Origin of the sequence: Paraburkholderia phosphatilytica (assembly GCF_003443895.1) — a bacterium.
In the GTDB taxonomy this organism is placed as follows: Bacteria; Pseudomonadota; Gammaproteobacteria; order Burkholderiales; family Burkholderiaceae; genus Paraburkholderia; species Paraburkholderia phosphatilytica.
The window spans coordinates 26286-41534 of the sequence record NZ_QQOA01000021.1 but is presented as its reverse complement, the minus strand read 5'-3'; the positions used below and the strand labels follow the sequence as shown (position 1 = coordinate 41534).

Genomic DNA, 15249 nt, shown 5'->3' with positions numbered 1-15249 from the left:
ACCGATCCGCCAGGTGCGGCGTGGCGGGACGACCCGCACCGCACCACATCGCACAAACCGGAGTGAGCACCGAAACGCGAACTCCCATCGACATCGGAGGAATGAGCAATGGCAACGCATGCAACCGGAACCCGCGAGACCTGGCTGGCGGCACGGCTCGAACTGCTCGCGGCGGAAAAGGAATTCACGCGGCGCAGCGACGAGCTCGCGCAGCAGCGCCAGGCACTGCCGTGGGTGCCCGTCGACAAGCCGTTCTGGTTCGAGACCGAAGCGGGCAGCACGTCGCTGAAGGACCTGTTCGACGGCCGCTCGCAGCTGATCGTCTATCACTTCATGTACGGGCCGGACTACAAGGCGGGCTGCCCGTCGTGCTCGTCGATCGCGGATGGCTTCGACGGTTTCGCCGTTCATCTCGCGAATCACGACGTGAAGCTGATGGCCGTGTCGCGCGCGCCGCTCGCGCAGCTGCTGGCGTACCGCAAGCGGATGGGCTGGTCGTTCCCGTGGGCGTCGTCGCACGGCAACGACTTCAACTACGACTTCAACGTGTCGTTCACCGAAGCGCAGCAGCGCGGCGGCGAGGTCGAATACAACTACGCGCGCGGCGGCCACGCGATGGACGTGACGCCGCCTCCCGCGCCCGTCGCGCAGTTCGCGGCGACCTGCGGCACCGATGCGGCCACCTATGCGCGCGACCGGCCGGGCATGAGTGCGTTCGTGCTCGAAGACGGCGTCGTCTACCACACGTACTCGACCTATGCGCGCGGACTCGACGGCCTGTGGGGCATGTACCAGTGGCTCGATCGCGCGCCGAAAGGGCGCAACGAGGCGGGCATCTGGTGGCGCCGGCACGACGAATACGCGAAAGGGTGAAGCATGATGCCCGGCATGTGGATGCCGATGTGCGGACAGACCTGGCTTGCCGCCGCCGGGTCGTTCGTCGGCGTGTGGAGCGTGATGATGGTCGCGATGATGCTGCCCGCGTGCGTGCCGATGCTGTGGCGTTATCGCGCGGCGGTGCGCGGCGCGGGTGAAGCGCGGCGCGCGCTGCTGACGTTGCTGGCCGGCGCGGGGTACTTCTTCGTGTGGCTGCTGGTGGGCGTGGCCGTCTTTCCGCTCGGCGCCGCGTTGGCCGCGCTCGAGATGCAGGCGCCGGCGCTTGCGCGCGCCGTTCCGTTCGCGGCGGCGTGGGTCGTCGTGATCGCCGGCGCGCTGCAGTTCACCGCATGGAAAGCGCAGCGGCTCGCGTGCTGTCGCGCGGTGCCGGGTTGCGGGCGCGCGTTGCCCGCCGATGCGGGTTCGGCGTTGCGTCATGGCGTGCGGCTCGGGCTGCGTTGCGGATCGTGCTGCGGAAACCTGATGCTGGCGCTGCTCGCGGTCGGCGTGATGGATCTGTGGGCGATGATGGCCGTGACGGTCGCCATCGCCGCCGAACGTGTCGCGCCGGTTCGCGGTCGTGGCGTCATGGTGCGCGCGATCGGCGTGGCGGCGGTCGGCGTGGGCGTGGCGATGCTCGCGCAAGCGATGGGCGTGTAGCGTCACGCATCGCGTTCGCGATACACGCATCGCTGTATCGCCGGATCGGCGTTGAGTGCTCCGCAGCACGCATGTCCGCGTGGTGGCAAACTTGAGCGAGCGCGGCGAGTCCGTACCCGCCGCGAGCCCGAAAGTCCGACTGTCCGACCCACGCGACCTTCATGCACGCCACGCCCGACGCCGCACAACCCGATACCCACACCACCGCGCCACCTGCCGCCGCATCGCGGCCGGCGCTCGAGTGCGATGCGCTCACGAAAACCTACGGCGCGAACCGCATCGTGCTGGCGAATCTGCATTTCACGCTGGCGCGCGGCGAGTTCGTCGCGATCATGGGCGATTCCGGGGTCGGCAAATCGACACTGCTCAACCTGATCGCGGGCCTCGACCGCGCGGACAGCGGCGACGTGCGGATCGACGGCGCGTCGGTCACGTCGCTCGACGACGATGCGGCGACGAAGCTGCGCCGCCGCAAGCTCGGCTTCGTGTTCCAGGCGTTCCACGTGCTGCCGCATCTGACGCTCGCGCAGAACGTCGCGTTGCCGCTGCTGCTCAACGGCCTGCCGCCGGAGCACGCACGGCAGATGCTCGCGGCAGTCGGGCTGGACGGACGCGGCGACGACCTGCCGCGCCAGCTGTCCGGCGGCGAACTGCAGCGCGTCGCGATCGCGCGGGCACTCGTGCATCGCCCGTCGCTGCTGCTCGCCGACGAGCCGACCGGCAATCTCGATCCCGATACCGCGCACGGCGTGCTCGCCATGCTGCGCGACGAGACGCGCGCGAACGGCGCGGCCACGATGATGGTCACGCACTCGGAGGCGGCGGCCGCGTTCGCCGACCGCGTGCTGATCCTGAGCGAAGGCACGCTGCATCCCGCGGAACGGATGCGATCGCGTTTAACCACCGAAGACGCGGGCGTGCAACGTCACTCCCGGACCTCGCATGGCTGACACGCTTCATTCGCCACCGCGGCAAGCTTCAGGCGAACGCGAACGGGAAAGCGCAAGCCGAAGCGGCCTGCGCAGGCTCGCGCGCTGGCTGCTCGTCGCCGAATGGCGCAGCCATCGCGGCCGCGCGCTGATCGCGATCGCGACGATCGCGCTGGGCGTCGCGCTCGGCTACGCGGTGCAATTGATCAACAGCGCGGCGTTCAACGAGTTTTCCGCGGCGGCGCGCAGCCTGTCCGGGCAGGCGGATCTGCTCGTGCGCGGCGCGGGTCCGACCTTCAGCGACACGTGGTATCCGCGGCTCGCGTCGCTGCCGGGCGTCGCGGTCGCGAGCCCGGTGCTCGAGTTCGATGCCGCGGTGCCGGGTCGCACGACGCCGCTGAAGGTGCTCGGCATCGACGTCTTCCGCGCGAGCCGCATCGCGCCCGATCTGACCGGCGTGCCCGCCGCGCAGCACCCGTTCGATACGCTCGCGGCCGATACGGTGTTCCTGTCGCCGGCGGCTGAGGCCTGGCTCGGCGTACGCACCGGCGACACGATCGCGCTGCAGAGCGGCACCGCGTTCGTGCGTTTTCGCGTGGCCGGCGGAATCGTGCGGGCGCGGCCCGGGCAGCGCATCGCGGTGATGGATATCGCTGCCGCGCAATGGCGTTTCGATCGCGTCGGCAAGCTGTCGCGGGTCGATCTGCAACTCGAGCGCGGTGTGGACCGCGAGCGCTTCCGGCGCGAACTGCAGGCACGCGTCGCGGGCCAGGGCGGCGGAACCGACGGAGCCGACGAAAACGCTGGCCTGGTCGTATCGGAGCCGCGCGATGTGGAGAGCCGCACCGACCGGCTGTCGCGCGCGTACCGGATCAACATGAACGTGCTGGCGCTCGTCGCGCTTTTCACCGGCGCGTTCCTCGTGTTCTCGACCCAGGCGCTCGGCGTCGTGCGGCGGCGCGCGCAGTTCGCGATGCTGCGCGTGCTTGGGCTCACGCGCGCGCAACTGTTGCGGCAGGTGCTGCTCGAAGGCGCGTTGCTCGGGCTCTTCGGTGCGCTCGGCGGCATCGCCGCGGGCTATGCGATCGCCGGTGTCGCGCTGCGTTTCTTCGGCAGCGATCTCGGCGGCGGCTACTTTCCGGGCGTGCGGCCGACCGTCGCCTTCGAGCCGGTCGCGAGCGCGATTTTCCTGTGCCTCGGCATCGGCGTCGCGGTGCTGGGCAGCCTCGTGCCGGCGCTTGAAGCGGCGCGCGCGCGGCCCGCGCCCGCGCTGAAGGCCGGCAGCGAGGAGGGCGCGCTCGCGCGGCTGTCCACGCCGTGGCCGGCCGTGTACGCGCTGGTCGCCGCGGGCGCATTGACGCAGGCGCCGCCGCTCTTCGATACGCCGATCGCCGGTTATCTCGCGGTGGCGCTGCTGCTGGTCGGCGGGATCGCGTTGATGCCGCGCTGTACCGCGGTGCTGTTTCGCGTGCTGGATCGTCGTACAGCACGTCGTACAGCGCGTCGCGCGGCCCATGGTGCAGCCCGAAGCGCCACATCGCCGACTACGACGCTCGCGTTCGCGCGACTCGCGAACGCGCCGGGCCAGGCGTCGATCGCGATGGGCGGCGTGCTGTCGAGCTTCGCGCTGATCGTCGCGATGGCGATCATGGTGTCGAGTTTTCGCGTGTCGGTCGAAGTGTGGCTCGAGCATCTGCTGTCCGCGGATCTGTACGTGCGGGTCGCGGCGAGCGGCGATACCGGCACGCTCGACCTCGCGCAGCAGCGGCAGATTGCCGCCGCGCCGGGCGTGAAGTCGGCCGCGTTCGTGCGCGCATCGCAGCTCACGCTCGATCCTTCGCGGCCGCCGGTGGTGCTGCTCGGGCGCGACATCGATGCGGCCGATCCCGGCGCGCAACTGCAGATGTCCGGCGCGGTGCTGCCGCCGTCCGCGTGGCGCGCCGACGAAACGCCGGTGTGGGCCTCCGAGGCGATGGTCGATCTGTACGGCTATCGCGTCGGCGCGCGCATTCATCTGCCGATCGGCGGGGCGCACGAAAATGCGAACGGCAAAACACGAGAGCAGACGTTCGTCGTCGCCGGCATCTGGCGCGACTACGTGCGGCAGACCGGCGCGCTGCAACTGCGCCTTGCCGACTACCGGCGGCTGACGGGCGACACCGCCGCCACCGACGCCGCGATCACGCTCGCGCCGGGCGCGCATGCCGGCGACGTGATCGCCGCGCTGCGCGCGCTGCCGTTCGGCGCGGCGCTGCAGTTCTCGCAACCCGGCGACATCCGCGCCCGCACGCTGACGATCTTCGACCGCAGCTTCGCGATCACCTATCTGCTGGAAGCGGTCGCGATCGTGATCGGGCTGTTCGGCGTCGCGGCAACCTTTTCCGCGCAGACCCTCGCGCGCTCGCGCGAATTCGGCATGCTGCGGCACGTGGGCGTCACGCGCCGCCAGATCCTCGCGCTGCTCGCCACCGAAGGCGGGCTGCTGACCGCGCTCGGCATCGCGATGGGCGGCGTGCTCGGTTTCGCGATCAGCCTGATCCTCGTGTTCGTGGTCAACCCGCAGTCGTTCCACTGGAGCATGTCGCTGCATGTGCCGTGGGGTCTGCTCGCGGGGATCGGCGTCGTGATGCTGGCGTCGTCGTGCGCGACCGCGGTGATCGCGGGCCGCCGCGCGGTGTCGCTCGACGCGGTGCGCGCGGTTCGGGAGGACTGGTGATGTGCAAGGCCGGACACTGGAACGTTGTGCGCAAACGGCGCGTCCGTCGAATGGAACCGGGTGCGCGCGGCGCGCGCTGGGTGTTGGGGAGGCGCTTCGCAACGGTGGCGCTCGCGATGATGTACTTGGCGATGCTGTGCGCGCCGGGCGCGGCTGTGCTCGCCGATGAATCCGTCGCTGCCGCGGCTTCATCCGCTGCAAACACATCGTCAGGTTCAGAACACGCCGCCGCGAACTCCACGACTTTCGCCGCGATCCAGCCCGGCTACGCCGTCGCGTTTCCGCAGGACAGCGGCGCGCATCCCGCCTTCCGGCTCGAATGGTGGTACGCAACCGGCTGGCTCGACACGCCCGATCATCGTCCGCTCGGTTTCCAGATCACGTTCTTCCGCTCGGCGACCGGCCATCCTTCGAACGACCCGAGCGCATTCGCGCCGACACAGCTGATCATCGCGCACGCGGCGCTGAGCGATCCGGCGTTCGGCCGCTCGGTGCACGATCAACGGATCGCGCGTGCGGGCTTCGGCCTCGTGTATGCGAAAACCGGCAACACCGACGTCAAGCTGGACGCGTGGCGCATGGTGCGCGAAGCGGACGGCCATTACGCGGTGGATGTGGATGCCGCGGACTTCGCGCTACATCTGTCGTTGACGCCGACGCAGCCGCCGCTGTTGCAGGGCGATCACGGCTATTCGCGCAAGGGGCCGTCCCCGTCGCAGGCGAGCGACTACTACAGCCAGCCGCAATTGCGCGTGAGCGGCAGCGTGACGCGCCCCGTCGCTGCCGGCGCGCGCGCGGACGGGCGGACCGCGGCGAAGTCGGCGCTGCCGACGCCGGTCACCGGCAGCGCATGGCTCGACCATGAATGGTCGAGCACGCTGCTGAGCGGCGATGCGGTCGGCTGGGACTGGCTCGGCGCGAATCTCGCCGACGGCGGCGCACTGATGGCGTTTCGGGTGCGCGGCCGCGATGGCCGCGACGTCTGGGCGCAGGGCACGCTGCGCGATGCGAGCGGCCATGTCACGCGTTTCGGACCTGGCGAGGTGGGTTTCGCGCCGGACCGCACATGGCGCTCGTCGCGCACCGGCACGAGCTGGCCCGTCGCGATGACGGTCCATACGGGCGCCGACGTATGGCAGCTCATGCCGCTACTGGACGATCAGGAACTCGACTCGCGCGATTCGACCGGCGCGGTGTACTGGGAGGGCGCGGTCACGCTGACGCGCAACGGCGCGGCGGCCGGACGCGGTTATCTGGAGCTGACCGGCTACGCGAAAGCGCGCGACATGGACCGGCAGTGACGTGTCGCGCGGCGGGACATGAACTGAGGATGAGCGCGCCGCTATACATAGGCATGCTCACGAATCCACTTCGTCATGATCCACTTCTCGCCGCCCGACACCGGCGCGCCGCCGTGCAGGCTCAGCGGATCGAGCTGGCCGCTGCCGTTCAGATAGCGGAAGTAGACCGCGTTGCCCTGTTTCGCGCTCACCGAGATGCCCGCCTCGGGAAAGATCGTCGCGCCACCGTGCTCCACGTCGTTCAGATACACGATCAGCGTCGCGACGCGCTGCCCGCCGTGCGCGGTGTGCCGAGCGCTGCCGGCCTGCTCGGGCGGAAAGTAGTCGAAGTGCGGCCGGTACTCGCCGCCGGTCCGGTAGTGCAGCACCTGCAGGCCTTCGCCGTTTTCGAGCGGCGAGTTCATCAGCGCGGCGATGCGCCGGTCGAGCCGCGCGATGAAGTCGTCCGCGCAGCGCGGATACCAGATGCCTTCGCTGGTGCGGTTCTGGATCACGTCTTCGCTGCCGTCGTCGGCGTTGATGGTGGTCGAGCGGCGCAGCGAATGCCGCGAGCGGTCGATCAGCTGCGTGCACTCGTCGGCCGACAGCACGTTGCCGAACACGATCAGCTGCGGACGCTCGCAGCGCATCAGCACTTCGACGTCGCGATCGAGCGCGTGGATCACGTTGCCGGCCTCGACCGGCGCGGGATCGTAGCGATACGCGTCGGCGCCGGATGCAACGGCCGCGCGTGCCGTGGCGCGCGCGGCGACCGCGGCGGTGACGACGGGGGAATCGTCCATGTCGACGGGTTCGAGCGCGGCGGCTTCAGCTTCCGGCGCGACCGATGCAGCCGGCGCCGCCGTGGCCATACGCGCGGCGACCGCGGCGCGCGCGGTGAGCGGATCGAGGCCCGCGCGCAGCATCGCATCGAGCATCGACTCCGCGGTACAGCCGCGCTGTACGTTGAGCGTGAGCCAATCCTGCCAGGCGGCGTCCAGTGTCTCCATGAGCGTCCTCGTCGATCGTCGGGTGCCGGTTGTTTCTCGCGATGTATGCGGTCGCAAGCGGCTCAATTTGTATAGCACATCTCGCGCCATTGAACGTCAGCCGGGCGAACAAAGCGCCAGCCGCGCGGATCAATCGTCGGCATCGTGTACGGAAGCATTGCCGCGGCGCAGATGCATGCGCCGACGATTCCCGCCGACCAGCTGACGATCCGTTTTACCGGTCATAGCGGTATTCTGTATTTACCGCTAATAGCGATATTTTGCATTTACCGGTTTTGCCGGTAAAATGCAAATACCGCTCAAACCGGTATTCCGCCATGACACACGTCCTCATCACCTCGAACCAGCTCGGGCAGCTGCTCCGCTCGGCGCGCCGCAGCCGGCAGTTGAGCCAGCTCGAAGCCGCTACGCGGATCGGCCTGAGCCAGAGCCGGATGTCCGAACTCGAGCTCGACGCCGCGTCCATCACCGCCGCGCAGCTGCTGGCGTTGACCGCGCTGTACGGCATCGAGCTGCTGCTGCAGGAAAAGGGCGACATGCAGTCGTTCGACCAGGAGTGGTGACATGGGCAGACCGACGCATACCCGGGCGCTGTCCGTGTGGGCCAACGGCCAGCGTGTCGGCCTGTGGAGCATCCCGGCGCGCGGCGACACCGAGTTCCAGTACGACCGCGCGTGGCTCGACTCGCCGGGCGGGCGGCCGTTGTCGCTGTCGTTGCCGTTCGGCGTCGACGATGCGCCGCTCACCGGCGAGCGCGTGCGCAACTACTTCGACAATCTGCTGCCCGACAGCGAGCCGATCCGCCGGCGCATCGCGACGCGTTTCAGAACGCCATCGCTCGACGCGTTCGATCTGCTGCGCGCGATCGGCCGCGACTGCATCGGCGCGGTGCAGCTGCTCGACGAAGACGACACGCCGGATGCGATCGAGCGCATCGAGGGCACCGCGTTGTCCGACGGGGAGATCGAGGCGCTGCTCCAGCAGACCATTGCGCCGGCGCCGTTCGGCGACGGGGACGATCTGCGCATCTCGCTCGCCGGCGCGCAGGAAAAGACCGCGCTGCTGCGGCACGACGGCCGCTGGCTGAAGCCGCACGGCACCACGCCCACCACCCATATCCTCAAGCTGCCGCTCGGACTCGTCGGCAACAAGCGGGCGGACTGGACCACGTCCGTCGAAAACGAATGGCTGTGTCTGGAACTCCTGCGCGCATTCGGCCTGCCGGCGGCACGCAGCGAGATCCTCACGTTCGGCAGCCAGAAAGTGCTGTGCGTCGAGCGGTTCGACCGCCGCCTGCATTCGGGCGGCGGCTGGATCATGCGGTTGCCGCAGGAAGACTTCTGCCAGGTCTTCGGCAAGCCATCGCATCTGAAGTACGAGGCGGACGGCGGCCCCGGCGTGCCGGATATCGCGTCGGTGCTGCGCCAGTCGGCACAGCCGGAGCGCGACCTCGGCATTCTGCTGAGCGCTCAGATCCTGTTCCTGCTGCTCGCCGCGCCCGATGGCCACGCGAAGAATTTCAGCATCCATCTGCTGCCGCGCGGCCGTTTCGTACTGACGCCGCTCTACGACGTGATGTCGATCTGGCCGGTGGAGGGCGATGGCGGCAACCAGTGGTCCTGGCACAAGGCGCGGCTCGCGATGGCGGTGTCGGGCAAGAACCGGCACTACGTGATGAAGGAGATCGGCCGCCGGCATTTCAACGCGATGGCGCACCGGTGTTTCCTTGGCGCCGAGGCGGAGCCGCTGATCGGGCAACTGCTCGGACGTCTGCAGTACGCGATCGACGACGTCGCCGCGCGTTTGCCGCCGCATTTTCCCGCGCGGGTGGCGGAGCGCATTTTCGCCGGGTTGCGCGCGTCGGCGGCAAGGCTCGCTGCCGAGGCCGAAGTCCTGTAAGCGGCAATCGCGCATTCCTCAGCGCCAATGAAAAACGGAGGCTGCCGTCAAGGCGCCTCCGTTTCTTTGCGAGTCAAGCGTGGGTGAAGCGTGAGTCAAGCGCCCCCGTTGTCGCGGATCAGGTCGTCATCTGCCCTTCAGCCGCACTCCGGCGCGCGGGAACCAGCATCGACACCACGAACGTGACGACGATGTTCGCCACGAGCGCGATCAGCCCGATATAGAGCGGCCACGCGGAGTCGCCGAGGTGCAGCGTGAACACCGGTTTGAGCCCTTGCGAAGCCGCGAGGCTCGTACCGAGCACGATGCCGACCAGCCAGCCGGCCAAGAGGCCCGGCGAGCTCAGCCGTCGGGTGTACAGCGTGAACACGATGGCCGGGAAGATCTGCAGGATCCACACGCCGCCGAGCAGCTGCAGGTCGATCGCGAACTGCGTGGGCAGCGCGACGATGAAGAGCAGCGCGCCGAACTTGACGATCAGCGACACGAGCTTCGCCGTCGAAGCTTCAGCCGCCGCCGACTGGTTCGGCGACACGAGCGGGCGCCACAGGTTGCGCGTGAACAGGTTGGCCGCGCCGATCGACATGATCGCGGCGGGCACGAGCGCGCTGATCGCAATGGCCGCCGCCGCGAAGCCGACGAACCACGACGGGAACAGCGTCCCGAACAGCGCCGGCACGACGTCGGTCGCGGACTTCACGTGGATGCCGGCCGCGATCGCCATATAGCCGAGCAGCGCGATCAGGCCGAGCAGCAGCGTGTACGCCGGCAGGAAGATCGCGTTCTTCTTCACCGTGTCCGCGGAGGCCGACGACAGCACGCCCGTCATCGTGTGCGGATACATGAACGCGGCGAGCGCCGAGCCGAGCGCGAGCGACGCGTACGCGGTGAACTGCGTCGGCTTGAGCAGGATGCCGGTGGCGCCGCCCTTCGCCTTGAAGTAGGTATCGGCCGCGTCGAACACGTGACCGTAGCCGCCGAGCTTCGCCGGAATCAGGCACACCGCCGCGATCACGACGATGTAGATCATGATGTCCTTCACGAACGCGATCATGGCCGGCGCGCGCAGGCCACTGGTGTACGTGTAGAGCGCGAGGATCAGGAACGCGATGATGAGCGGCAGCTCGCCCGACAGGCCGAGCCCCTTGATCACGACCTGCATGCCGACGAGCTGCAGCGCGATATAGGGCATCGTCGCGACGATGCCGGTGATCGCGATCGCGGCCGGCAGCCACTTGCCGCCGAACTCGCCGTGCACGAAGTCCGCCGCGGTGATGTGGCCTTTCGCATGCGCGACCTTCCACAGCTTCGGCATCACCGCGAACACGAACGGGTAGACGATGATCGTGTACGGCAGCGCGAAGAAGCCGTACGCGCCGACCGCATAGACGAGCGCCGGAACGGCGATCACCGTGTACGCGGTATAGAAGTCGCCGCCGACGAGGAACCACGAGATCACGGTGCCGAACTGCCGGCCGCCGAGTCCCCATTCATGCAACTGCGTGAGGTCGCCGGCTTTCCAGCGCGCCGCGAAGAAGCCGATGATCGTGACGAGCGCGAAGAACGCGATGAAGACGGTCATCGAGACCGGATTGACTGGATTCACTGCGTTCATTTAGCGCTCCGGTAGACGACGTAAAGCAGCAGCGAGGTCAACGGAACCCAGAGGAACTGGTACCAATAGAAAAACGGGAAGCCGGCGAACGACGGGCGGCTGTCGTTGTAGAACGGCAGCCATAGCAGCGCGATATAGGGGATCAGCAGGACGATCCACAGCCAGCCGCGGCTGGTCGTGGCGTCGCCCGCCTGTGTGCGGTCGGTCATCTCTATCTCCTCCGGAGCCATCGGGGATGGCGTGGTGTGTGTACTGTGGCGCGGTCATGCCGCACAATGCGGGCAAGCAGGCCGTACGCCTTCTTTTCGGTGGCACGAGTATCCCCGATCCGCGTCGGGCCTCACAACCGCACAACTACGCAGACGGTCTGCGTAGTAATACGTAGATCGACCCCGGCCGTCCCAAGTCCGATGAAGCTCCGATGAACCTGAAAACCAGGATATTCCTGCTCGCGCTCGTGCCGTTCGTGATCGCGATGGCGGGCGTCGCGTTCGGCGTGCGCCATCAGGCGACCACACTCGCCAACGCGCAGGACGAGACGATGCGCGCGGCCTATCTGGCGAGCAAGAAGCTCGAGCTGAAGCACTACGTCGAGCTCGCGCAGGGCGCGATCGGACCGCTGTACGACGACGCGGGCAGCAACGCGCGCGACGATTCCGTGCAGCGGCAACGCGCGCTCGATCTGCTCGGCAAGATGGATTTCGGCCCCGACGGCTACTTCTTCGTCTACGACCTGCATGGCCGCTCGCTGATGCATCCGCGCGAGCCGCAACTCGTCGGGCAGGACCTGTGGATGCTGCGCGATCCGCAAGGCCGGCTCACCATCCAGCGGCTGATCACGGCGGCCGAGCATGGCGGCGGCTATGTGCAGTACCTGTGGAAGCGCCCGTCGACCGGCAAGCTCGCGCCGAAGCTCGGCTACGTGGTGCCGCTACCGCGCTGGGGCTGGATGATCGGCACCGGCATCTATCTCGACGATGTCGACGACGCGCTCGCGCAGATCGATCACGCGGCATCGGCGAACATCGAGCACACCATGCTGTGGATCGGCGCGATCTCGCTCGCCGCGCTCGTCGTGATCGCCGCGTGCGCGCTGGTGCTGAACGTCAGCGAATATCGCAGCGCCGACGTGAAGCTGAAGCGGCTCGCGCAGCAGGTCGTGCAGTCGCAGGAAGCGGAGCGTGCGCGGATCTCGCGCGAGCTGCACGACAGCGTCGGGCAGATGCTGGTGTCGGTGAAGCTGCTGCTCGAATCGGCGAGCACGCGCTTCGAGCGCAGCGAGCACCGGCTGCCGGCGGCGGAAGCCGCGCTCGGGACGAGCCTCGGGCGCCTCGGCGACACGCTGCGCGAAGTGCGCCGCATCTCGCATGCGCTGCGGCCCGCGCTGCTCGACGATCTCGGCCTGCCGTCCGCGCTCGAACAGCTGACCCGTGAGTTCAACGAAGAGACCAGCGACCGCATCCGCTTCACGCTCGACGCCGATCGCGACGCGGCAAGCCTGCCCGACGACGTGGTCACCGCGCTGTACCGGATCGCGCAGGAAGGGCTGACGAACGTCGTGCGGCACGCCGATGCGACGCAGTGCGCGCTGTCGCTGTCCATCACGAGCGCAGCGGTCGAGTTCACGATCGCGGATAATGGCCGCGGCTTCGCGGTCGAGCGCACGCTCGCCGATCCGCGCGCGGGCCTCGGTCTGCGCAACATGCGCGAGCGGCTCGACCCGCTCGGCGGCACGCTGTCCATCTTGTCGCATCCGGGATCGACGGTCGTCGCCGCTCACGTGCCGCGTACCGCTGCCGGCGGACGGCCGCGCAATCTCATCACTGGAACTCCATGAACGCGTCTTCGGTACTCGCCCGCATCGTGCTCGTCGACGACCATCCGCTCGTGCGCGACGGTCTGCGCGCGCGTCTCGAGGCGGTGCCGGAACTGCGGGTGGTCGGCGAGGCGGGCAATGGTGGCGAGGCGATCAGGCTCGCCGAGACGCTCGCTCCCGATCTCGCGCTGATGGACGTCGGCATGAGCGGGATGAGCGGCATCGAACTCGCGGACGTGTTCCATCAGCGCTTTCCGGCGATCCGCGTGCTGATGCTGTCGATGCACGACAACCTCGAATACGTGACCCAGGCCGTGCGCGCGGGCGCGAGCGGCTACGTGCTGAAGGATTCGCCCGCCACCGAGATCATCCGCGCGATCGAGGCCGTGCTGGCCGGGCAGACGTGGTTCAGCGCCGGGCTCGGTGCCCGTGTGATCCAGGCGAGCGCGCAGAAGAATCCGCTCGAACGCCTGACGCCGCGCGAGCGGGACATTCTCGATGCGCTCGCCGACGGTCTGTCGAGCAAGGTGATCGCGCAGCGCAGCGGGCTGTCGGTGCGCACGGTGGAGACGCACCGACAGAACCTGAAGCGCAAGCTCGAGATCGAGGGGCAGGCGGAACTGATCAAGTTCGCGGTGGAAAACCGGCGACGGCGTTAGCGCGAAGTTTGCGGGCGTTATTGCGCCGCGGGCCCGCGAGGGCCGCTGCGCGCCAGTCTCGCGCGCAGCATCCACCGGTACGCGCGATGCGCGCCGACCGATACGGCAGCCGGAATCGCCATGCCGATGCAGAACGCGAGCAGCTGCTTCAGCAGTTCGGTTGCCGCGCCGAGCGAAGCGGAGAACGTCGTCCAGAAGACGTAGAGCACCGTCGCCAGCAGCACGACCGCGATCGCGGTCAGCCACAGCGTGAGGCGGTCGCGTTCGCGCGGCGCGTCGATGACGCGTGCGTTCGCGCCGATTCGTTGCAGGGGCGGGTTCATGGCGATCGATGTCTCTCCGTAATGCCCGGGTGCGGAACGCTGTACCTGACCTCGCAGGAACACGGCCGGTCGCCGGTGCGAATCCACGAATCGAGAGGCGCACAGCGCCGTTCGCACATGGCAGACTGCGTGGCGTGCATGGCGAAGCGCTCTCAGCAAACGCCGTGCCGCGCCCGACAGCATCCGGACGCGGCCAGCAGATCTAGCCAGCGAGACCCACTCCATGACGACCCGGCGCAACGAATTCATCGACTACTGCGTGGAACTGCTGGGCGGCGCGCAGGCCGTCACGGCGAAGCGCATGTTCAGCGGCCATGGCCTGTACTACGACGGTCTGTTCATCGCGATCGTGATCGACGAGCAGCTGTATCTGAAGGCCGACGACGCCGGCGCGCGTGCCTTCGAGGAAGCGGGCAGCAGCCAGCTGGTGGTCCACAAGTCGACGGACCGGCCGATCGCGCTCAGCTACTGGTCGGTGCCTGCCGAGGCGATGGAGTCGCCGTATCTGATTGAGCCGTGGCGCCGCGGTGCGATTGCGGCGGCGCTCGCGAGCCGGGCATCGAAGGTGCCGAAGCCAAAGCGCGATGCGAAGCCCAAGCTGGCTGGCGCGAAAACCACCCGTGCGAAAAACGTGAAACCAGACTGAAAAGTCCGTCGATTTCCCTGGTCCTCATTCGTCGTCGCTTCAGGAGCGGCCATGGCAGCTCCATCCCATCCATTCCGAGAGGGAGGTACGCAACATGACGAACCCGCAAGCACTGAAGCCTGCCGTCCAGCTGTCCCAGTCGCCGATCCGCTTTCCGGGCGAAAGCGCCGCTTACCGCGAGGCGCGCAATGCGTTGCTGGCCGAGGAGATCGAGCTGCGGCGCCATCTCGAACGCGTCGCGGCAATGCGGCGCGCATTGCCACAGGGCGGAGCCGTGCCGCAGGACTACACGTTCGAAGGGGCGAACGGCCCCGTGAAGCTGAGCGAACTGTTCGGCCGGCACGACACGCTGATCGTCTACAACTGGATGTTCGGGCCGCAGCGCGAGCGGCCATGTCCGATGTGCACGTCGCTGCTGTCCGCGTACGACGGCGAGGTGCCCGATCTGCTGCAGCGCGTCGCGTTCGCCGTCGTCGGGCGCGGGCCGATCGCGAAGCTGCTTGCGTTCGCGAAGGAGCGCGGCTGGCGTTATCTACCGATCGTGTCGTCCGGCGGCAATACCTTCAACGTCGACTACGCGCACGAAGATCCGGACGGCTACGACGTGCCCGCGATCAACGTGTTCACGCGCAAGGACGGCGCGATGCACCACTTCTGGGGCGGGGAAATGGGCCCAGAGACGGCGGATCCCGGTCAGGACCCGCGCGGCGCGCCCGACCTGATGCCGCTCTGGAACCTGCTCGACATGACGCCGGCCGGACGCGGTACCGACTGGTATCCGAAGCTCGACTACGGCACGCGCGGCTGAGACGGAGCGCTG

Annotated in this window: 15 protein-coding genes; 11 read left to right on the top strand and 4 right to left on the bottom strand. The window is 68.3% G+C overall.

Features of this window, described 5'->3' with window-relative positions; translation table 11 throughout:
- The first annotated feature begins 108 nt into the window (after positions 1–108).
- The 5 genes from DVS29_RS21720 (at position 109) to DVS29_RS21700 (ending at position 6482) form a co-directional block, all read left to right on the top strand.
- Positions 109–873, top strand: coding sequence for a DUF899 domain-containing protein (locus DVS29_RS21720; RefSeq protein ID WP_118182559.1), 765 nt, complete (start codon positions 109–111; stop codon positions 871–873).
- Between the two features lie 3 nt (positions 874–876).
- The gene (locus DVS29_RS21715; protein ID WP_118182558.1) at positions 877–1536 is read left to right on the top strand and encodes a DUF2182 domain-containing protein; all 660 of its coding nucleotides are present in this window, start codon (positions 877–879) and stop codon (positions 1534–1536) included.
- Positions 1537–1697: 161 nt separating this feature from the next.
- Positions 1698–2486 (top strand): ABC transporter ATP-binding protein, encoded by a 789-nt coding sequence (locus tag DVS29_RS21710; RefSeq protein WP_118182557.1) that lies wholly within the window; start codon positions 1698–1700, stop codon positions 2484–2486.
- Positions 2479–5181: an FtsX-like permease family protein gene (locus DVS29_RS21705; RefSeq protein WP_118182556.1), complete on the top strand. Its 2703-nt coding sequence runs from the start codon at positions 2479–2481 to the stop codon at positions 5179–5181. Before DVS29_RS21710 ends, DVS29_RS21705 begins: the two co-directional genes overlap by 8 nt.
- Positions 5182–5312: 131 nt before the next feature.
- Positions 5313–6482, top strand: coding sequence for a lipocalin-like domain-containing protein (locus DVS29_RS21700; RefSeq protein ID WP_118182625.1), 1170 nt, complete (start codon positions 5313–5315; stop codon positions 6480–6482).
- Between the two features lie 41 nt (positions 6483–6523).
- Here DVS29_RS21700 and DVS29_RS21695 read toward each other — a convergent pair whose 3' ends face one another.
- Complete coding sequence (locus tag DVS29_RS21695) at positions 6524–7471, bottom strand: 2OG-Fe(II) oxygenase (RefSeq protein ID WP_118182555.1); 948 nt, start codon at positions 7469–7471, stop codon at positions 6524–6526.
- Between the two features lie 317 nt (positions 7472–7788).
- Here DVS29_RS21695 and DVS29_RS21690 point away from each other — a divergent pair, with 317 nt between their 5' ends.
- Positions 7789–8034 (top strand): helix-turn-helix domain-containing protein, encoded by a 246-nt coding sequence (locus tag DVS29_RS21690; protein WP_118182554.1) that lies wholly within the window; start codon positions 7789–7791, stop codon positions 8032–8034.
- A gap of 1 nt (position 8035) precedes the next feature.
- The gene (locus DVS29_RS21685) at positions 8036–9370 is read left to right on the top strand and encodes a type II toxin-antitoxin system HipA family toxin (RefSeq protein ID WP_118182553.1); all 1335 of its coding nucleotides are present in this window, start codon (positions 8036–8038) and stop codon (positions 9368–9370) included.
- A gap of 118 nt (positions 9371–9488) precedes the next feature.
- Here DVS29_RS21685 and mctP read toward each other — a convergent pair whose 3' ends face one another.
- Both mctP and DVS29_RS21675 read right to left on the bottom strand, forming a co-directional pair.
- Positions 9489–10985 (bottom strand): monocarboxylate uptake permease MctP, encoded by a 1497-nt coding sequence (mctP, locus tag DVS29_RS21680; protein ID WP_118182552.1) that lies wholly within the window; start codon positions 10983–10985, stop codon positions 9489–9491.
- Complete coding sequence (locus DVS29_RS21675) at positions 10982–11194, bottom strand: DUF3311 domain-containing protein (protein ID WP_118182551.1); 213 nt, start codon at positions 11192–11194, stop codon at positions 10982–10984. The genes mctP and DVS29_RS21675 overlap by 4 nt, the downstream gene beginning before the upstream one ends.
- Positions 11195–11406: 212 nt before the next feature.
- Here DVS29_RS21675 and DVS29_RS21670 point away from each other — a divergent pair, with 212 nt between their 5' ends.
- Complete coding sequence (locus tag DVS29_RS21670) at positions 11407–12822, top strand: cache domain-containing protein (RefSeq protein WP_118182550.1); 1416 nt, start codon at positions 11407–11409, stop codon at positions 12820–12822.
- Positions 12819–13460, top strand: coding sequence for a response regulator (locus DVS29_RS21665; RefSeq protein ID WP_118182549.1), 642 nt, complete (start codon positions 12819–12821; stop codon positions 13458–13460). Before DVS29_RS21670 ends, DVS29_RS21665 begins: the two co-directional genes overlap by 4 nt.
- A gap of 17 nt (positions 13461–13477) precedes the next feature.
- Here the strand turns inward: DVS29_RS21665 and DVS29_RS21660 are convergent, their stop codons facing one another.
- Positions 13478–13783, bottom strand: coding sequence for a hypothetical protein (locus DVS29_RS21660; RefSeq protein ID WP_118182548.1), 306 nt, complete (start codon positions 13781–13783; stop codon positions 13478–13480).
- Between the two features lie 223 nt (positions 13784–14006).
- On the opposite strand from DVS29_RS21660, the gene DVS29_RS21655 reads away from it, so the two are divergent.
- The gene (locus DVS29_RS21655; protein WP_118182547.1) at positions 14007–14429 is read left to right on the top strand and encodes a TfoX/Sxy family protein; all 423 of its coding nucleotides are present in this window, start codon (positions 14007–14009) and stop codon (positions 14427–14429) included.
- A 94-nt stretch (positions 14430–14523) separates the two neighbouring features.
- The gene (locus tag DVS29_RS21650) at positions 14524–15237 is read left to right on the top strand and encodes a DUF899 family protein (protein WP_118182546.1); all 714 of its coding nucleotides are present in this window, start codon (positions 14524–14526) and stop codon (positions 15235–15237) included.
- Positions 15238–15249 lie beyond the last annotated feature (12 nt).